The sequence below is a fragment of the Enterobacter cloacae complex sp. IR5403 genome, from assembly GCF_049238705.1.
Classification (GTDB): domain Bacteria; phylum Pseudomonadota; class Gammaproteobacteria; order Enterobacterales; family Enterobacteriaceae; genus Enterobacter; species Enterobacter hormaechei_C.
This window is the reverse complement of record NZ_JBMKHP010000005.1, coordinates 93975-111344: the sequence shown is the minus strand read 5'-3', so window position 1 is coordinate 111344 and position 17370 is coordinate 93975. Positions and strand designations below refer to the sequence as shown.

General features: G+C 56.2%; 17 protein-coding genes. 10 read left to right on the top strand and 7 right to left on the bottom strand.

The features are described 5' to 3' along the window. The first annotated feature begins 14 nt into the window (after positions 1-14). Positions 15-1079 carry a fimbrial protein gene (locus ACOTW6_RS09305; RefSeq protein WP_047050683.1) on the top strand — a complete coding sequence of 355 codons (1065 nt, stop codon included), beginning with the start codon at positions 15-17 and terminating at the stop codon, positions 1077-1079. Between the two features lie 6 nt (positions 1080-1085). Here the strand turns inward: ACOTW6_RS09305 and ACOTW6_RS09300 are convergent, their stop codons facing one another. Continuing rightward, positions 1086-1721, bottom strand: a complete 636-nt coding sequence (locus tag ACOTW6_RS09300; protein WP_062933089.1) for a LuxR C-terminal-related transcriptional regulator — start codon at positions 1719-1721, stop codon at positions 1086-1088. 446 nt (positions 1722-2167) lie between these two features. On the opposite strand from ACOTW6_RS09300, the gene ACOTW6_RS09295 reads away from it, so the two are divergent. Beyond that, a complete protein-coding gene (locus tag ACOTW6_RS09295) occupies positions 2168-2911 on the top strand; it encodes a LuxR C-terminal-related transcriptional regulator (protein WP_235143903.1) in 744 nt (247 codons plus the stop codon). Positions 2912-2986: 75 nt separating this feature from the next. Beyond that, positions 2987-3667 (top strand): EAL domain-containing protein, encoded by a 681-nt coding sequence (locus ACOTW6_RS09290; RefSeq protein ID WP_047364897.1) that lies wholly within the window; start codon positions 2987-2989, stop codon positions 3665-3667. A gap of 33 nt (positions 3668-3700) precedes the next feature. Here ACOTW6_RS09290 and nlpA read toward each other — a convergent pair whose 3' ends face one another. The 4 genes from nlpA to ACOTW6_RS09270 all read right to left on the bottom strand — a co-directional run bounded on the left by nlpA (position 3701) and on the right by ACOTW6_RS09270 (position 6970). Then, on the bottom strand, positions 3701-4501 hold the full coding sequence (nlpA, locus tag ACOTW6_RS09285; protein WP_023315104.1) for a lipoprotein NlpA: 801 nt from the start codon (positions 4499-4501) through the stop codon (positions 3701-3703). A 189-nt stretch (positions 4502-4690) separates the two neighbouring features. Continuing rightward, positions 4691-5089: a type II toxin-antitoxin system VapC family toxin gene (locus tag ACOTW6_RS09280; RefSeq protein ID WP_080454685.1), complete on the bottom strand. Its 399-nt coding sequence runs from the start codon at positions 5087-5089 to the stop codon at positions 4691-4693. Between the two features lie 3 nt (positions 5090-5092). Beyond that, positions 5093-5353 carry an antitoxin gene (locus ACOTW6_RS09275; RefSeq protein WP_047050676.1) on the bottom strand — a complete coding sequence of 87 codons (261 nt, stop codon included), beginning with the start codon at positions 5351-5353 and terminating at the stop codon, positions 5093-5095. A 117-nt stretch (positions 5354-5470) separates the two neighbouring features. Next, on the bottom strand, positions 5471-6970 hold the full coding sequence (locus ACOTW6_RS09270) for an MDR family MFS transporter (protein WP_015570095.1): 1500 nt from the start codon (positions 6968-6970) through the stop codon (positions 5471-5473). Between the two features lie 78 nt (positions 6971-7048). Here ACOTW6_RS09270 and ACOTW6_RS09265 point away from each other — a divergent pair, with 78 nt between their 5' ends. After that, a complete protein-coding gene (locus tag ACOTW6_RS09265; RefSeq protein ID WP_062933088.1) occupies positions 7049-7696 on the top strand; it encodes a TetR/AcrR family transcriptional regulator in 648 nt (215 codons plus the stop codon). Here the strand turns inward: ACOTW6_RS09265 and ACOTW6_RS09260 are convergent. After that, on the bottom strand, positions 7693-8112 hold the full coding sequence (locus ACOTW6_RS09260; RefSeq protein ID WP_213789105.1) for a GNAT family N-acetyltransferase: 420 nt from the start codon (positions 8110-8112) through the stop codon (positions 7693-7695). The genes ACOTW6_RS09265 and ACOTW6_RS09260 overlap by 4 nt on opposite strands. Before the next feature lie 185 nt (positions 8113-8297). On the opposite strand from ACOTW6_RS09260, the gene ACOTW6_RS09255 reads away from it, so the two are divergent. From ACOTW6_RS09255 to ACOTW6_RS09230, 6 genes are all read left to right on the top strand, one after another. Further along, entirely contained in the window at positions 8298-8867 is a 570-nt protein-coding gene (locus ACOTW6_RS09255; protein ID WP_000104919.1) for a TetR/AcrR family transcriptional regulator, read from the top strand. Between the two features lie 147 nt (positions 8868-9014). Then, positions 9015-10136, top strand: a complete 1122-nt coding sequence (locus tag ACOTW6_RS09250) for an efflux RND transporter periplasmic adaptor subunit (protein WP_017383665.1) — start codon at positions 9015-9017, stop codon at positions 10134-10136. Beyond that, positions 10136-13246: an efflux RND transporter permease subunit gene (locus ACOTW6_RS09245; RefSeq protein ID WP_421766245.1), complete on the top strand. Its 3111-nt coding sequence runs from the start codon at positions 10136-10138 to the stop codon at positions 13244-13246. Before ACOTW6_RS09250 ends, ACOTW6_RS09245 begins: the two co-directional genes overlap by 1 nt. Then, complete coding sequence (locus tag ACOTW6_RS09240; protein WP_121478458.1) at positions 13246-14610, top strand: efflux transporter outer membrane subunit; 1365 nt, start codon at positions 13246-13248, stop codon at positions 14608-14610. The genes ACOTW6_RS09245 and ACOTW6_RS09240 overlap by 1 nt, the downstream gene beginning before the upstream one ends. A gap of 49 nt (positions 14611-14659) precedes the next feature. Continuing rightward, on the top strand, positions 14660-15817 hold the full coding sequence (locus ACOTW6_RS09235; protein ID WP_045329527.1) for a multidrug effflux MFS transporter: 1158 nt from the start codon (positions 14660-14662) through the stop codon (positions 15815-15817). Positions 15818-15899: 82 nt separating this feature from the next. Beyond that, complete coding sequence (locus tag ACOTW6_RS09230; RefSeq protein ID WP_003861030.1) at positions 15900-16196, top strand: YicS family protein; 297 nt, start codon at positions 15900-15902, stop codon at positions 16194-16196. A gap of 48 nt (positions 16197-16244) precedes the next feature. Here ACOTW6_RS09230 and ACOTW6_RS09225 read toward each other — a convergent pair whose 3' ends face one another. Continuing rightward, on the bottom strand, positions 16245-17195 hold the full coding sequence (locus ACOTW6_RS09225) for a LacI family DNA-binding transcriptional regulator (RefSeq protein ID WP_003861033.1): 951 nt from the start codon (positions 17193-17195) through the stop codon (positions 16245-16247). Positions 17196-17370: the final 175 nt, after the last annotated feature.

Sequence of the window (17370 nt, the reverse complement as noted above, 5' to 3'; positions counted from 1 at the left end):
TACGGATTATCAAAATGTTACGATCATTCATGTTCCTGCTCCTCACCAGCGTTAGCGGGATGAGCTATGCCACCTGCTCCGGCAGCAGCATCGTTTATGGCACACCGATTACTATTGATTTATCGGATAAGCTGAGCCCGGCCACGCCCACATGGACCGGCAGCTTCACCACCCAGTACAGCGGCTCGTTCAACTGTACGACGGGTAACAGTGAATTTTCTTACACGCCGATCCTCTCGACCGACAGCAAATACGCCACCATCCTCGGGTTCAGCAACAACAAGTATATGGTGCGGGCGGAGATCACCAATCCCCCGGCCAATAAAACCCTGTCTGCCAGCGGTAGCCATACGGCGTCTGAGCTGAACACACCGTTTACGGTTCGCTTCACCCTCGTTAACCAGAGCGGCACCACCCTGACGGGGGATACGGCGAACATGAGCGACGTTCTGTTCGTCAGCGACATGAGCGGATTGTCGATTTTGGAAATCATCCTCTGGCCAATTAATCAGGTCATCAAAATCGCCCAGTGGTTATTCAGCGGGTTCAAGTGGCCTTACGACAACCGTGATATGTTTGGTCAGCCGATGATCATCAAATACGCGCCAAAACTGACTACCTGTTCCTTTGATAATGCGGGGCTGACCGTGGCGCTGCCGACGCTCGGCATTCCCCAGCTCAGTGCATCCTCACAGCCGGGGCTGACGCCTTTTTCACTGAATATGAGCTGTCAGAACGTCGGGGTTAACGGCAATTCCGATCGGTCAATTGAGATGTTTTTGTCCAGCACGCAGCTGCTTTCGACCGACAGCTCGGTGCTGATCGACAGCAGCAGTAGCGCGGCGCAGGGCGTGGGGCTACGCCTGATAAAACGTGACGCCCCGCAAACGCCGGTGACCTTCTCTACCTCGACCACCAGCCGTGGCAACGCCACAATGATTTTCAGCGTGGCGGCTGGCGCGGCGCTGGACGAACATTTCACCCTTCCGATGGCGGCGTACTATTACGTGTGGGCGCCCGCCCAGGTGAGCCAGGGTAAGATCAATACATCGGCTACGCTGAATATTATCTACCCCTGATGTGGACTATTCCTCCATCTTTCCAACCGTTTGCACATACTTAATCAGTTCGCTGTGGTTGGAAAGATTCAGCTTTTTCATCGCATTGTGTTTCTGTGTCGCAATGGTACTGACCGAACGGTTTCGATGACGGGCAATCTCCGTCGTTGAAAATCCTTCCACAATAAGATGAAGCACCTCCCACTCTCTGGCCGAGAGGATGGAGCGCGCCCGGGAGCCGGACCGCATTACCCGCCTGAGCCACGAAGAGATCGACGGTTTTTGCCCGTCCGCCATGAGCAACGCGGGTAATTCCTTTTTCAGTTCAGTCAATTCATCCTGCTGACTGATGGTTAATTCAAATTTCATCTCCAGAACTTTTTTTAACAGCCCGTAAGGCAGCTCGGGCACCAACAGAACACGCCTGACGTGATGGGTTTTACATAAAGATGTAAAACGGCTGCTGACCTCCGCACTCCACTCTTTATGATTAAGCAGATAATTAAATTCAGTGAAGAAAACATCCACGTTATTATCCGCCACCGCCGCCAGCGCCTGTTCAGTGGAATCGACCTGAGTAATGTTCAGTACGTAATCGGGTAAAAGATCATGGAGCGCCCGGAATATTATCTCTTTAAATATATTTATTTTGTAAAACACCATTACCCTTACGATACGTTCAGTATTATTCATGTCTTTTCTAAATTCTCGTGACCGGAGGAAAATGATAATAGTTTATGTACTCACCACTCACAACCTCTTCGCGCCAGGATTTTATCCTTCTCAGGCCTAAAAATCTGAACAAGGACATTAAATTTATAGAAAAAATTCTATTTTATTCTGCACGTCGTTTCCTCTCGCAGATTAAGCCCTGTCGATAATCCTGCCACGATCACAACTTTTCTTACAGAAACAGCAGTAAACTACTGAAAATGCGGTGGATTAACCCCATTAATCAACTACCTGACACTTAATATCCACTCCTTTACAGAATAAAAACCTGTCATGAATATTATTAGAAGATTAAAACAATTACATATACCATTAAAACCATTTTTCAATTTTATCTTCCTCTAATAATTGGCATCAGCTTTACTCGACGGTTTGTATTGGCTTACATTGATGCCATCGCATCGCGTTATTTAAAAAGTGCTCGCTATTCTTTTAATAAGAGAGTGCGAACCGCCATTTTCTCTTATATGGACTGTTTACTCAGCGAAAGGAGAATGCCAATGCAAAATAAAAAAACAATTCACGTTGCCGTTGTTGACAGCTGCGAATTCACGATGATTGGCCTGCAATCGCTTGGAAAGCGTGAGCCTGATGAAAAACATGACATTATTTTCCATGGGTTTACCCATATCGAAGAACTTGCTTTGAGTGAACAACTCTTTGATATCATCATTTATGATCCGTTGAATACGCGCCATTTCCGGGTGACGACGAATGACGACATTCTCTGCATTAAACAGAAACAAGTGACGGCGAAGATCTATATCTATTCGTTATCCGCTGGCTATTTGAAATTCAAACATGTTGATGGGGTAATCAGCAAAAGAGTCTCCCTGGGGGATATCAAAGCGCTGTGGCAAATACTGATGAGCCAGACGCCGCAGGAGTCTGGCCGTTACAACGTAGGCATGACGACCCGCTTACGCACCCCGGCGAGGCTGTCCAGCGAGGAGGCCAGCGTATTGCGCGGCTATTCCTGTAATCTCAAAACCAAGCAAATCGCCCGTCAGCTGGGGTGTAACGTCAGGCTGGTTTACTTTTATAAGAACAACGCCATGAACAAGCTTAAGGCCGTGCGTGGCCCCTCGTTTTACCAGAGCATTCGCTGGATCCTGAATTAAGAATTTGACCGTGTGTCGTTTGCCTTTTGTTCCCGTGTCCGCGGGAACCTTTTTTCATTTCCTGAAGGCTGTTCCATGTATACCGTTCTTCCCTCTCCCCTGTTGCAACGTATCTCAGGGCTGCGATTCCAGCCGCTTGTCGATCTTCATTCGGGCCAGGTGTTCGCGCATGAAGTTCTCGTGGAGATCCATAACGTCAATCTTGAGGTGCTGTTTGCCTCGCTGCCCTCGCGCAGCGCGCTGCAAATCTTCTTCTGGCAGGCCAACACCCTGTTACAGATACCCGCCCGGGACGCTTACTGGCTAAACCTTCCGGCAGAGCACCTTCTCGACGAACGCGCTATCCGGTTGTTGCTGGCGTTACGCCATCAGCAACGGTTAACGATTGAAATTCAGGATCCCCTCACCATCACACGGCTGAGTGAGGCTGAGCAACGTCGTCTTCATGCCACGCTTGTTCGGTTAAAAGAGGCGGGATGGCAAATCTGGCTGGACGATTTAACCCGGGAGTTGGCTGAGGCGTTCGCGCGGCTTGCGCTGCCGCTGGATGGGGTAAAAATTGACCGCTCAGCGCTGCGGGAACGCGCGCCGCTTGCCCCGTTTGTGCAGGAGGTCAGGGCAGGTATCGCGCAATCAATTCTTATCGAAGGCATCGAGAATTCGCGGGATCTGGCGCGCGCCCGCGCGTCCGGCGCACAGTCTGGTCAGGGTTTTCTGTGGCCCGAAAGCCGAACCGATGCCCGCGTAACGCTTTGACGGCCAGCGGAGCGCTGGCCTTTTTACCGGGACTTACCAGCCCGGCACCGCGCCACCGTTAAAAAGGGTCTCTGCCGCTTTCGCCACTTCCGGCGACTGATAGGACTGGATAAATTCCTTCACGTTTTCGGCGTCTTTGTTGTCCTCACGCGTGACCACAATATTCACGTAGGGTGAGTTTTTGTCTTCGATAAAGACGCTGTCGTGTACCGGAGAAAGCCCCGTTTGCTGGAGATAGGTGGTACTGATAATGGCCACATCCACTTTCGGATCGTCCAGCACGCGCGGCAGCTGCGCCCCTTCCAGCTCCATAATCTGTAAGTTTTTCGGGTTCGCAGTAATATCCAGCGCCGTTGGCAGCAGGCCAACATCCGGTTTAAGGGTAATCAGCTTCTCTTTTTGCAGCAGCAACAGCGCGCGACCAAGGTTGGTGGGATCGTTTGGAATCGCAATGGTTGCGCCGTCCTTCAGCTCAGACACCGATTTAATCTTTCGGGAGTAACCCGCCATCGGGAAGACGAAGGTATTGGCCACGGCGACCAGCTTGTAATTGTGCGCCTTGTTATCTTCCGCGAGGAATGGGCGATGCTGGAAGACGTTGGCGTCCAGTTCGCCCTGGTTGGTGGCATCGTTGGGTAGCAGCGAGCCGCTAAAGCCCACCAGCTCAACATCCAGACCGTATTTCTCTTTTGCCACCTTTTTGGCGACTTCCGCCACGTCCTGCTCAGCGCCATTGATCACGCCGACTTTAATGTGTCTGGCATCATTGCCGCCCTGGTCACAGCCTGCGAGCAGCAGGCCAGTCAGGAGAAGCGCACCCAATCGAAGTTTCACGAGACAGTTCCTTTTGATAGACGTTTTGAAGACTATATCGACAACGAGACGGCAGGCTAAAAAACGAAAAGGAATCAGTAAGACGGATAGGTTATATGCGGCCTGTTACCGGGTGGCGCTGCGCTTACCCGGCCTACGTGACGGGGGAAGTGTAGGCCCGGTAAGCGTAGCGCCACCGGGCGATGGGCATCAGGCGACGGTAGTCCAGTCCTCAACCGTAAGATCCTGTACCATCCCGAACGCATGATCGTTCGTGACAATCGTCGTGCCCCGGCTGATAGCATGTGCGGCAATCAACTGATCGAGATCCCCCATCACGTTCCCTTTCTTTTCCATTGCCGCACGCAGTTCACCGTAGGTGGCTGCGGCTTCGCTATCCCAGGCGCAGACAGTGATGGTTTTAAGAAATTCCATTATGGTTTCGTGCAGCTTGTTGTTTTGCTTTTTGGCTACGCCGTAAAGCAATTCCGCTTCCGTTACGCTTGAAATACACATCTTTTCAGGCGTAATTTGCGAATATCGGTTTACTACTTCAGGATGCTGCCTCACCAGATGGCTTACGATGTTAGTGTCCAGCATATGCAGCATCTTCTACAGCCCTTCCAGAGGGTTTCTTGTCGTATAGCTCTGATTGCGCTCCTCTTTACTTAGAAAGGTATCAGGCACATGCGTTTCTTTTAACATGCGCAAAAAGTTATCCCTGTGCCGTGCTTTCTCGGACCTTGCCGTCAAAACCACATTCCCCTCGTCATCCCGGCGGATATAAACACTCTCCGTTTCAAACGCAAATTCCGCAGGCAAGACCACGGCCTGGTTTCGTCCTTTTTTGAATAGTTTCGCTGTGCGTTCCATGGCAACCTCTGTCGGTTTATTGACCAGCCCACAGCATGCGCTAACGCCCCGGAAAGCGACAAGAGAGACATTGAAAAATCAGAAAGCGACTCGCAATAAATAGCAGAACCGCTAACCTCACGCCTGCCGACGCAGCGGCGCTTCGCGCAAAAACCACGACAGCACAAACGCCAGCACCATAATCCCCGCCGCCAGCATGAATACCGCATGGATCGCCGAGCCGAACGCATCCAGATAGTCCAGACGCAGGGCATCAGGCAGATGGTGTATGGCAACGGGATTAAGTTCGCGCGGCAGTTCCGCCCCTTCCGGCAGCCTGTCGATCAGGCCTGATTGCAGAATATGGGTGAACACCGCGCCAAACAGCGCAACGCCAATCGCCCCGCCAATGGAACGGAACAGCGTCACCCCAGACGTCGCGACGCCGTATTGATCGGCTGACACGCTGTTCTGCACCGCCAGCACCAGCACCTGCATCACCAGTCCCAGCCCCATGCCCAGCACGCCGGTAAACAGGTACAGCTGCCAGGTTGGGGAGGTGATTGAAATGCGCGTCAGTAATACCATCCCCACCACGCCGAGCAGCGTGCCGAGGATCGGGAACAGACGATATTTCCCGGTACGGCTGATGATGCGCCCGCTGATAATGGAGGTGAGCAACAGCCCCCCCATCAGGGGGATCAGCTGCAAACCGGCCTGCGTCGGCGTGGCGTCTTTTACCACCTGTAAATAGAGCGGCAGGAAAGTGACGGAGCCAAACAGCGACATGCCGATAATAAAACCGATCAGGCTACAGAGCAGGAAGCTGCGGTCGCGGAAGAGCGACAGCGGGATAATCGGCTCCCACGCCAGCCGCTCTTCGTAGATAAACCCGGCGATCCCCGTCAGGCCGAAGGCCAGAATGCACCACAGCTGCGGGTCGCTCCATTGGCGGATCGTCCCGCCCTCGGTGGTAAACAGAATGATGCACAGCAACGCCATGCTGAGGTAAATCGCCCCCAGGTAGTCAATCTCATGCTTGCTGCGCCGCGCGCTGCCGTGGAAAACCGCGCCAATCACCAGCAGGGCAAACAGCCCCAGCGGCAGGTTGATGTAGAAAATCCAGCGCCAGGATGCGTGCTGAACGATAAACCCGCCGATCAGCGGCCCTATCACCGTCGCCAGGCCAAACACGCCGCCAAACAACCCCTGATAGCGACCCCGATCGGCTGGCGGGATCACGTCCGCCACGGCAGCCATGCTGATCACCATCAGACCGCCGCCCCCCAGCCCTTGCAGGGCGCGCATCAGCACCAGCTGGGTCATGTTCTGCGCCAGACCGCACAGCGCGGACCCTACAAGAAACAGCACAATCGCGATTTGCAGAACGATTTTTCGGCCAAACAGATCGCCGAATTTGCCGTACAGCGGCACCACGATGGTCGAACTGAGGATATAGGCCGTTACCACCCACGAGAGTTTATCCAGCCCGCCCAGCTCACCCACAATGGTCGGCAGCGCGGTGGAGACAATGGTCTGATCCAGCGCAGAGAGCAGCATCACCAGCAGGAGTGCGCTGAACAGCAGCTTAATCGACGGCGCCTTTTTCGCAGGTTGAGTCATTACGTCGGACTCCATAAGACATCACTTGAAATTAATTAATCGTATAATTAATATTTGTGGAAGTGATGAATAAGATCAAGAGATACGGTGACCATGCCAGCACAAAAGGACAATTCTGAACCCCGCCGCCCCGGTCGGCCACGCGGCGGCAAGCGCGTTACCGCCAGCCGTGAACAGCTGCTGGACATCGCCCTGAACCTCTTTTCCCGCCAGGGGATCGCCAATACGTCGTTGAACGCCATCGCCCGCGAAGCAGGCGTGACGCCCGCCATGCTGCACTACTACTTCAACTCCAGAGAACAGTTACTGGATGCGATGATTGAGGAGCGCTTCCTGCCGTTACGCGAGCGGATCGGGGCGATTTTCGCCGACAACCGGGATTCGCCGGTGGATGCCCTGACGGAAATGATCAGGGTGCTGGCCGAACTGGCGGAAAAGTATCGCTGGTTTGCCCCGCTGTGGATGCAGGAGGTGATTGGCGAGATGCCGGTACTGCGCACCCATTTGCAGGCACGCTTTGGCGATGAGAAATATCACACCACGCTGGCAACCATCAAAGGCTGGCAGCAGGAAGGAAAGCTGAATCCGGCGCTGGCCCCCGAACTGCTGTTCACAACGCTGCTGAGCCTGGTGCTGGTGCCGTTCTCCCGCATGCGCAATGACGAGAGGCTTAGCGCCCTCTCGCCGGAGATCGTGGTGCGCCACGTGTTAGCCGTGATAGGCACCGGGATCGGCGGTTAAAGATTTTTGGACAGATAGTGTCTCTGCATTCCCTGATAAGGGTAATCCTGCAAGGACATCTGCACCTGATAACCCTGCTTTTCATAGAACGGACGCGCCTGGAAGCTGACCGTATCCACCAGCGCGTGACGACAGCCTTTGCGACGGGCCTCCTCTTCAGCCGTTTTGATAAGCTGGCTTCGCACGCCCGTTCCCCGCACGCTGTCGCTGACCCACAGATAGTCGATGTTCAGCCAGTCGCCTTTCCGTACGCCGATTAACCCGCCCAGCATGACGCCATTGTCGTCTCGCATATATACGCCAATATCGCCGCCAAACGTCGCCAGATCTAAAAACTGCGCGTTATAGGCTCTTAGCCCCGTTAATAATTCTTCTTTTTCTTCGGCTGTGACATTATCTGTAATGCTCAGATGCATAATTCTCTCCTTATTTTCAGCGCAATCTGAATATCTCACAGCTTAACCTTCATAAAAACTCCTTATTTTCTCCATTGTTTATAGCTGGAAATATTCATTCAATATGTAAATAAAAAAAGCCTTTCCAATAGGCTCCGAAAACGTATAATGAGAACGATCATTCTCACTTTTTACGGTAGCCGACAATGAGTACAAAGCTGGAAGAACGACAAAAACTGCGGCAGGACGAAATCATCACCGCCGCGCGCCGCTGCTTTCGCGCCAGTGGATTTCACGCTGCCAGCATGTCGCAGATCGCCAGCGAAGCCAGGCTCAGCGTCGGACAAATCTATCGCTATTTCAGTAACAAAGACGCGATTATTGAAGAGATGATCCGGCGCATTATCGACTCACGTATCGAGGAGATGCAGGGCAAAACCCTGGTTGAAGGGATGCCGCAGGCGCTTGCCTGGCGCCAGACGCTTAACGAAGACGATGACGCGCTGATGCTCGAAATGTCCGCAGAGGCCACGCGCAATCCGCTGGTGGCAAACATGCTGATCGAAGCCGAAGCCCGCATGTTCGCCAACGCCTGTGAGCACCTGAAAAAGCAGTTCCCTCACCTGAGCGATGAGCATATTCGCTGCTGCGTGGAGATTACCGCCGTGATGATCGAAGGCACGATTTACCGTCGACTCACGCCTTTAAAAGTACCGTCAGAACAATTAGAGCCTATATACCAGAATATTTTAAATATGATTTTCTCTGCGAAGTAATCGCATGTGAATAATTAGCGGAAATAAGTAATTTCCCTTTTTTCATTTCTGGCTCAGCCAGAGATGCAGGATCGCTGTGCTTTTAATTAACCCTCCTCCCTGTTAAGCAATTAACAGGGCAGGCTTCGTTCACCCTGGAAAAAGATTATGAAAACCATAACAACCTCCATCGCGGCATTACTCCTCCTGACAGGGTGCGATAATGCGCAAACATCTGCTCCCCAGCGTCCTCTTCCGGAAGTGGGGATTGTCACACTCATGAGCCAGCCGGTGTCCGTTGTCAGCGAGCTGACCGGACGCACCGCCGCCGCGATGAGCGCCGAAGTGCGCCCCCAGGTAGGCGGCATTATCCAGAAGCGCCTGTTCACCGAAGGCGATACGGTCAAGGCCGGGCAGGCGCTGTATCAGATCGATCCTTCCAGCTACCGCGCCGCGTATGATGAAGCCGCCGCCGCACTGAAACAGGCGCAGGCGCTGGTGCAGGCCGACTGCCAGAAAGCCCGGCGCTATGCGCAGCTGGTGAAGGACGACGGCGTATCACGTCAGGATGCGGAAGACGCGAAGTCCACCTGCGCGCAGGACAAAGCCAGCGTCGAGTCAAAGAAAGCCGCGCTGGAAAGCGCCCGCATTAACCTCAACTGGACCACCGTCACCGCGCCGATTGCCGGACGTATCGGTATCTCCTCTGTGACCCCCGGCGCGCTGGTGACCGCCCAGCAGGATACCGCGCTGGCCACCATTCGCGGGCTGGACAGTATGTACGTCGATTTAACCCGTTCCAGCGCCGATCTGCTGCGATTACGCAAGCAAACCCTCGCCAGCAACAGCGATACGCTGAACGTGTCGTTGATCCTCGAAGACGGCAGCAGCTACAGCGAAAAAGGCCGCCTGGCGCTGACCGAAGTGGCGGTGGATGAGTCTACCGGCTCCGTCACCCTGCGCGCCGTCTTCCCGAACCCGCAGCATCAGCTTCTGCCGGGCATGTTCGTCCGCGCCAGAGTGGATGAAGGCATCATGAATGACGCGATCCTCGCCCCGCAGCAGGGCATCACCCGCGACGCCAAAGGCACCGCCACCGCGCTGGTGGTGAACGCCAGCAACAAGGTCGAACAGCGTCAGCTGGAGACGGGCGACACCTACGGCGACAAATGGCTGGTGCTGAGCGGCCTGAAGGCGGGCGATAAGCTGATTGTGGAAGGCACCGATAAAGTCACCGCCGGGCAGGAAGTGAAAGCTGAAGAGATGAAAACCAACGGAGGAAACGCCTGATGTTTTCCCGTTTCTTCGTGCGTCGCCCGGTCTTTGCCTGGGTTATCGCCATTCTCATCATGCTCGCCGGGATGCTGGCGATCCGCACGCTGCCCGTTGCGCAGTTCCCGGACGTGGCTCCGCCGTCGATCAAAATCTCCGCCACCTACACCGGCGCTTCTGCGCAGACGCTGGAAAACAGCGTGACGCAGGTGATCGAGCAACAGCTCACCGGGCTGGATAACCTGCTCTACTTCACCTCCACCAGCAGCTCGGACGGGTCGGTGAGTATTACCGTCACGTTTGAACAGGGCACCGATCCGGACACCGCTCAGGTGCAGGTGCAGAACAAAGTCCAGCAGGCGGAATCGCGCCTGCCAACCGAGGTGCAGCAGTCCGGGATCACCGTTGAAAAATCCCAGAGCAACTTCCTGCTGATCATGGGCGTGTATGACAAAACCGACACCGCCAGCAGCTCGGATATCGCCGACTGGCTGGTGAGTAATATGCAGGACCCGCTGGCGCGCGTGGATGGCGTCGGTAGCCTACAGGTGTTCGGCGCGGAATACGCGATGCGCATCTGGCTCGACCCGGCGAAGCTGGCGTCGTACTCGCTGATGCCCTCCGACGTGCAGAGCGCGATTGAAGCCCAGAACGTGCAGGTCTCCGCCGGTAAAATCGGCGCGCTGCCCTCGTCGAACGCCCAACAGCTGACCGCCACCGTCCGCGCTCAGTCGCGTCTGCAAACGGTCGATGAGTTCAAAAAGATCATCGTCAAGAGCGAGGCCAACGGTGCGGTGGTGCGCATCAGCGACGTCGCGCGCGTGGAGATGGGCAGCGAAGATTACACCGCAACGGCGAAGCTGAACGGCCACCCGGCGGCGGGTATGGCGGTGATGCTCTCGCCGGGCGCCAACGCGCTTAATACCGCCACGGCGGTAAAAGACAAGATCGCCGAGTTCAAAAAGTCGATGCCGGAAGGCTACGACGTGGCCTACCCGAAAGACAGCACCGAGTTCATCAAGATCTCCGTTGAGGACGTGATTCAGACCCTGTTCGAAGCCATTATCCTCGTGGTGGTGGTGATGTACCTGTTCCTGCAAAACATCCGCGCGACGCTGATCCCGGCGCTGGCGGTGCCGGTGGTGCTGCTGGGCACCTTCGGCGTGCTGGCGCTGTTCGGTTACTCCATCAACACCCTGACGCTGTTTGCGATGGTGCTGGCGATAGGGCTTCTGGTGGATGACGCCATCGTGGTGGTGGAAAACGTCGAGCGTATTATGCGCGACGAAGGGCTGCCCGCCCGGGAAGCGACCGAAAAATCGATGGGCGAAATTTCCGGCGCGCTGATCGCCATTGCGCTGGTGCTCTCTGCGGTATTTCTGCCGATGGCCTTCTTCGGCGGCTCCACCGGGGTGATTTACCGTCAGTTCTCGGTCACCATTATTTCGGCGATGTTCCTCTCCGTGGTGGTGGCGCTGACCCTGACGCCCGCGCTGTGCGGCTCGATCCTGAATCACACCGCTCCGCATAAAAAGGGCTTCTTCGGCGCGTTTAACCGCTTCTACAGTAAGACCGAGCACGGCTATCAGAACAAGGTGCTGCGCGCCCTGCGCCGTTCCGGCGGCATGCTGGTCATCTACGCCCTGCTCTGCGGCGCGATGGGGTTCGCCATGCTAAAACTGCCGGGCAGCTTCCTGCCAACCGAAGACAAGGGTGAAATCATGGTGCAGTACACCCTGCCTGCCGGCGCAACCGCGGTGCGTACCGCCGAGGTAAGCCGCCAGGTACGCGAGTGGTTCCTCACCAAAGAGAAAGCCAATACCGACGTGATCTTCACCGTTGAAGGCTTCAGCTTCAGCGGCAGCGGCCAGAACGCCGGGATGGCGTTCGTCTCCCTGAAAAACTGGTCAGAGCGCAAAGGCGAGGAAAACACCGCCCAGGCCATTGCCCTGCGCGCCACGCAGGAGTTGAGCACCATTCGGGATGCCACCATTTTCGCCATGACGCCCCCGGCGGTGGATGGTTTAGGCCAGAGCAATGGCTTTACCTTTGAGCTAATGGCCAGCGGCGGCACCGACCGCGATGCGCTGCTGAAACTGCGTAACCAGCTGATTGGCGAAGCCAACCAGGACAGCTCGCTGCACGCCGTGCGCGCCAACGATCTGCCGCAGATGCCGCAGCTTCAGGTGGATATCGATAACAACAAAGCCGTGTCGCTGGGGCTCTCCCTGAGCGACGTGACCGACACCCTCTCCAGCGCCTGGGGCGGCACCTACGTGAACGACTTCATTGACCGTGGCCGCGTGAAAAAGGTCTACATCCAGGGCGACAGCGACTATCGCGCGGTGCCGTCGGATCTTAACAAATGGTATGTGCGCGGCAGCGACAGCACCATGACCCCGTTCTCCGCCTTCGCCACCACCCGCTGGGAGTATGGCCCGGAAAGCCTGGTACGCTACAACGGCTCGGCGGCGTATGAGATTCAGGGCGAGAACGCCAGCGGCGCCAGCTCCGGTACGGCGATGAGCAAAATGGAGCAGCTGGCGAATAACCTGCCGTCCGGCAGCACCTGGGCATGGAGCGGTTTGTCGTTGCAGGAAAAACTGGCGAGCGGTCAGGCGATGAGCCTCTATGCCCTCTCCATCCTCGTGGTGTTCCTGTGCCTGGCGGCGCTGTATGAGAGCTGGTCGGTGCCCATTTCGGTCATCCTCGTGATCCCGCTTGGGGTGCTGGGCGCAGCCATTGCCGCCTCCCTGCGTGGCCTGAGCAACGACGTCTACTTCCAGGTGGCGCTGCTGACCACCATCGGTCTGTCGTCGAAGAATGCCATTCTGATTGTCGAGTTTGCCGAAGCCAAAGTCGCCGAAGGCTACTCCCTGACGCGCGCCGCCTTGCGGGCCGCCCAGACGCGTCTGCGTCCGATCATCATGACCTCGCTGGCGTTTATCGCAGGCGTGACGCCGCTGGCGATTGCCACCGGCGCCGGGGCCAACAGCCGCGTGGCGATCGGTACCGGCATTATCGGCGGGACGCTGGCCGCGACGCTGCTGGCCATCTTCTTTGTTCCTTTATTCTTTGTACTGGTGAAACGTCTGTTCTCCGGTAAGCACGCAAACCGGAGGTCATAATGTTTCGTGTAACTGTTTTAGCGTTAGCCCTGCTGAGCGCAGGCTGTGTGTCATTAGATCCCACGTATCAGCGCCCGGACGCGCCCGTTCCGGCCACCCTGCCCGGCGCGCACGGCGAAGCCAACGCCGTGGTGAGCCAGTGGCAGCAGGTGATGAATGATGCGCGGTTGAAAAGCGTGGTGACGATGGCGCTCAACAGCAACCGCGACGTGCAAAAAGCGATAGCGGATATCGACGCCGCCCGTGCCCAGTATGGCGAAACGCGCTCGTCCCTGTTCCCGACGGTGGACGCGGAACTGAGCCACACCCGCAGCCGCACGCTGGCGAGCGGCGTCGCGACAAGTGACGAAGCCAACGGCGCGGTCTCCAGCTTCGAGCTGGATCTGTTTGGCCGCAATCAGAGCCTGTCGCGCGCCGCACGTGAAACCTGGCTTGCCAGCGAGTTCACCGCGCAGAACACGCGCCTGACGATGGTCAGCGAGCTGACCACGGCCTGGGTGACGCTGGCGGCGGATAACAGCAATCTGGCGCTGGCGAAGTCCACCCTGGAGAGCGCCGCAAACTCGCTCAAGATTGTGAAGCGCCAGCAGGAAGTGGGCGTGGCGGCGGCAACGGACGTCAGTGAAGCGATGGCGGTTTACCAGCAGGCGCGCGCCAGCGTGGCGAGCTACCAGACGCTGGTGATGCAGGACAAAAACGCTCTCAACCTGCTGACGGGCGATACGGTGCCCGAGAACCTGCTGCCCGGCACGCTGGAGAGCCTGAGCGACAACGCCATCACGCTGATCCCGGCGGGCGTCAGCTCCAGCGCGCTGCTGCGTCGTCCGGACATTCAGGAGGCGGAACATAACCTGCTGAGCGCTAACGCCAACATCGGCGCGGCGCGCGCCAACTTCTTCCCGACCATCTCGCTCACCGCCAGCGCGGGCGTCGGCAGCGATTCGCTGTCGTCCCTGTTCAGCCACGGGATGAAGGTCTGGTCGTTTGCGCCGTCCATCACCCTGCCGCTGTTCAGCGGCGGCAACAATATGGCGCAGCTGCGCTATGCGGAAGCCGAGAAAAAAGGGTTAATTGCGACCTATGAGAAAACCATCCAGAGCGCGTTCAAGGACGTGGCCGACGCGCTGGCCCGGCGCGAAACGTTGAGTGAACAGCTTGATGCCCAGCGTGAATACGTGGCGGCGGAGCAAAAAACGCTGGATGTGGCGACGCGCAGTTACAAGGCTGGCGCGGGCGATTATCTGACGGTGCTCACCGCGCAGCGGTCGCTGTGGTCGGCGCAGGAATCACTGATTGCCTTGCAGCAAACCGACCTGGAAAACCGCATCACGCTGTGGCAGTCGCTGGGCGGCGGGATTCAGTAACATCACTGCCGGGCGGCGCAACGTTGCCCGGCCATCAGAGTAAATACCTATGGCAAAACTCTCTTTTTCTTTCGCGGCCATCCTTGGCCTGCTGACGGCTATCGGGCCGCTGTGTTCCGATTTTTATCTTCCGGCGCTGCCGGAGATCGCCACCCAGCTCAACACCTCCACAACGCTGACGCAGCTTTCTCTTACCTCGGCGCTGATTGGCCTGGGGCTGGGACAACTCTTTTTCGGCCCGCTAAGCGATCGCATCGGACGTAAAACGCCGCTGCTGTTCTCACTTTTGCTGTTTGTACTGGCTTCAGTGCTTTGTGCCAGCACGCAGAATATTTACGCCCTGATCGGCTGGCGATTTGTGCAGGGCGTTGCCGGGGCGGGCGGCTCCGTACTTGCCCGCTCTATCGCCCGTGATAACTATCATGGCACGATGCTAACGCAGTTTTTTGCCCTACTGATGACGGTCAACGGCATCGCGCCCGTGGTGTCCCCGGTACTCGGTGGCTATATCGCGTCGCATTTCGACTGGCGGATGCTGTTCTGGGTAATGGCAGGGGCGGGTCTGGCGCTGCTGATCGCCAGCCAGCTTTTTATCCGCGAGTCCCTCACAGAGAAACAGGGCGGGGGATCGCTGACGCAAACCGCCAGGACGGTACTTAAAAATCGTCGCTTTATGCGCTACTGCCTGATCCAGGCCTTCATGCTGGCGGGGCTGTTCGCCTATATCGGGGCATCTTCCTTTGTGATGCAAAACGAGTATGGCCTGAGCGCCATGCAGTTCAGCCTGCTGTTCGGTGTGAACGGTATCGGCCTGATCGTCTCAGCGCTGATTTTCTCCCGTCTGGCACGCCGACACCCGGCGGAAGGGTTAATGCAAATAGGTCTGGTTTTGGCCGTAACCTGCGCGGGGCTGACGTTGCTCTTTGCGTGGATGCAGCTTTCCGTTCCGGCACTAATTGCACTCTTTTTCACCGTCGCCTTTAACAGCGGGATCAGCACCCTTGCGGGTTCAGAAGCGATGAGCGCAGTCGACGCGAAGGAGTCCGGCACAGCGTCAGCCATTCTGGGCATGCTGATGTTTTTATTCGGCGGGATCGCAGCGCCTCTCGCGGGTATCGGCGGAGAAACGATGCTGAAAATGAGTCTCGCGGTGTTAGTAAGCTATGGCATTGCACTGGCGATCGGATCCCGCACGCAGAATGCGTAAATTCATACTTTTGGCTTGAATCGCGTTGATGAATGTAACGATATATTTCAGGGGAAGCATGTGACTTTCAAAGGAGGTTTCGATGAAATCTGCACACCTGGTTTGCCTGCTCGTTTGCCTGATTTTCGCTGCGTTTGTTCACGCGCAGGAGAAGAGCGCTCCGGAGAAAGAGGCCCAGATAAAACAGCAGGTCCTGAAAGATGTGAAGAAAACCTGTACCCCGCAGAAAAAGCAGAGCGATAAGGCCTGGCAGGCGATGATTTTGTCGTCTGAGGCGAACCAGCTGCTGATCAAAAACGCCATCACCGCCGTGAAGCGTGACAACCTGGACGCCTACTGGGATGCAGTAAGTCAGGTGGATTGTATGGAAGATTACTGAGGGTTGAGCGCCGGGTGGCGCTGCGCTTACCCGGCCTACATCACACGTTTAACGCTTCCGCACATCCGGAATAATCAAATCACCGCGCAGAACGTAGGACCCGAGCATCTGCGTTTTCTCTGTCAGCCAGCTCACGATGCGCGCCGCCATGGCGTCCATGGAATACTCAATGGCCGGGATCACCGGAATACCCGGCAGATGCAGCGAACCGCCGAGGCTGAAAACCATGATGTCTTCCGGTACCGATTTATTAAACGCCTGTAACTGCGGGATCACCCGCTGGGCTTCCTGCTCGTCCGCCACCAGCAGCGCGTTGAAGTTCAGCGTGGACGCGTTGTTGAGTAATTCCTGAAGCGCAACGGACGATGAAGTCGCGTCCATAAACACGAGGTTGCGATTAAAGGGCAGGAAGTTTTTCTCCAGCGCGTGTTTGTAGCCCAGCAGCACCTGATCGGCAAAGCCGCTGCCGTGCGGGTGGATCAGCGCTATCTGGCGACGCCCCTGGCTGGTGAGATAGTTACAGGCCGTTTCAGCCGCGAACGCGTGATCGAACTGAATGCTGTTGGCGTTATCGGCTTCCATACAGTCGACCAGAATCACGTTGTCCATGTCTACATCCAGCGGGAAACGCGCGCCAATCACCAGAATGTCATCACATAAGCCGCAGGAGAGTTCTTCAAGGGCGTTCATCACTTCTGTTTTTGTGTGTGCGAAACGCAACAGCAGATGTTTTTGATGCTGGCTGAGGTGTTTTTCCAGCGCGTACAGGTAACCGGTGGTCTGGTTAATGTTTTCCTGCGCGCAAATCACCCCAATGCAGCCCGTCGACTGGCTGAGCAGCGACTGGGCAATCACGTTGGGACGATAGTTCAGCTCATCCACCGCTTTCAGAACAGCCTGGCGGCTGGCTTCTTTAACGCCACGCGACCCGCTCAACACCCGTGATACCGTGGCTTTGGACACCCCGGCCAGACGCGATACATCGTTGATTGTAGACATCTCTCTCCCCTGTCAGACGCAACTGGCGTCTGTAATTTCCATCACCGCTACGGCTCACATTATAGCCAGAACGGAGTATATCCGTTTCCGTTTTCCATGGAAACCGATTTTCCATTTCCACTCAATTTGATGACAAAACAGCCAAATTATGTGACCCACATCCGGTTAATTAGCC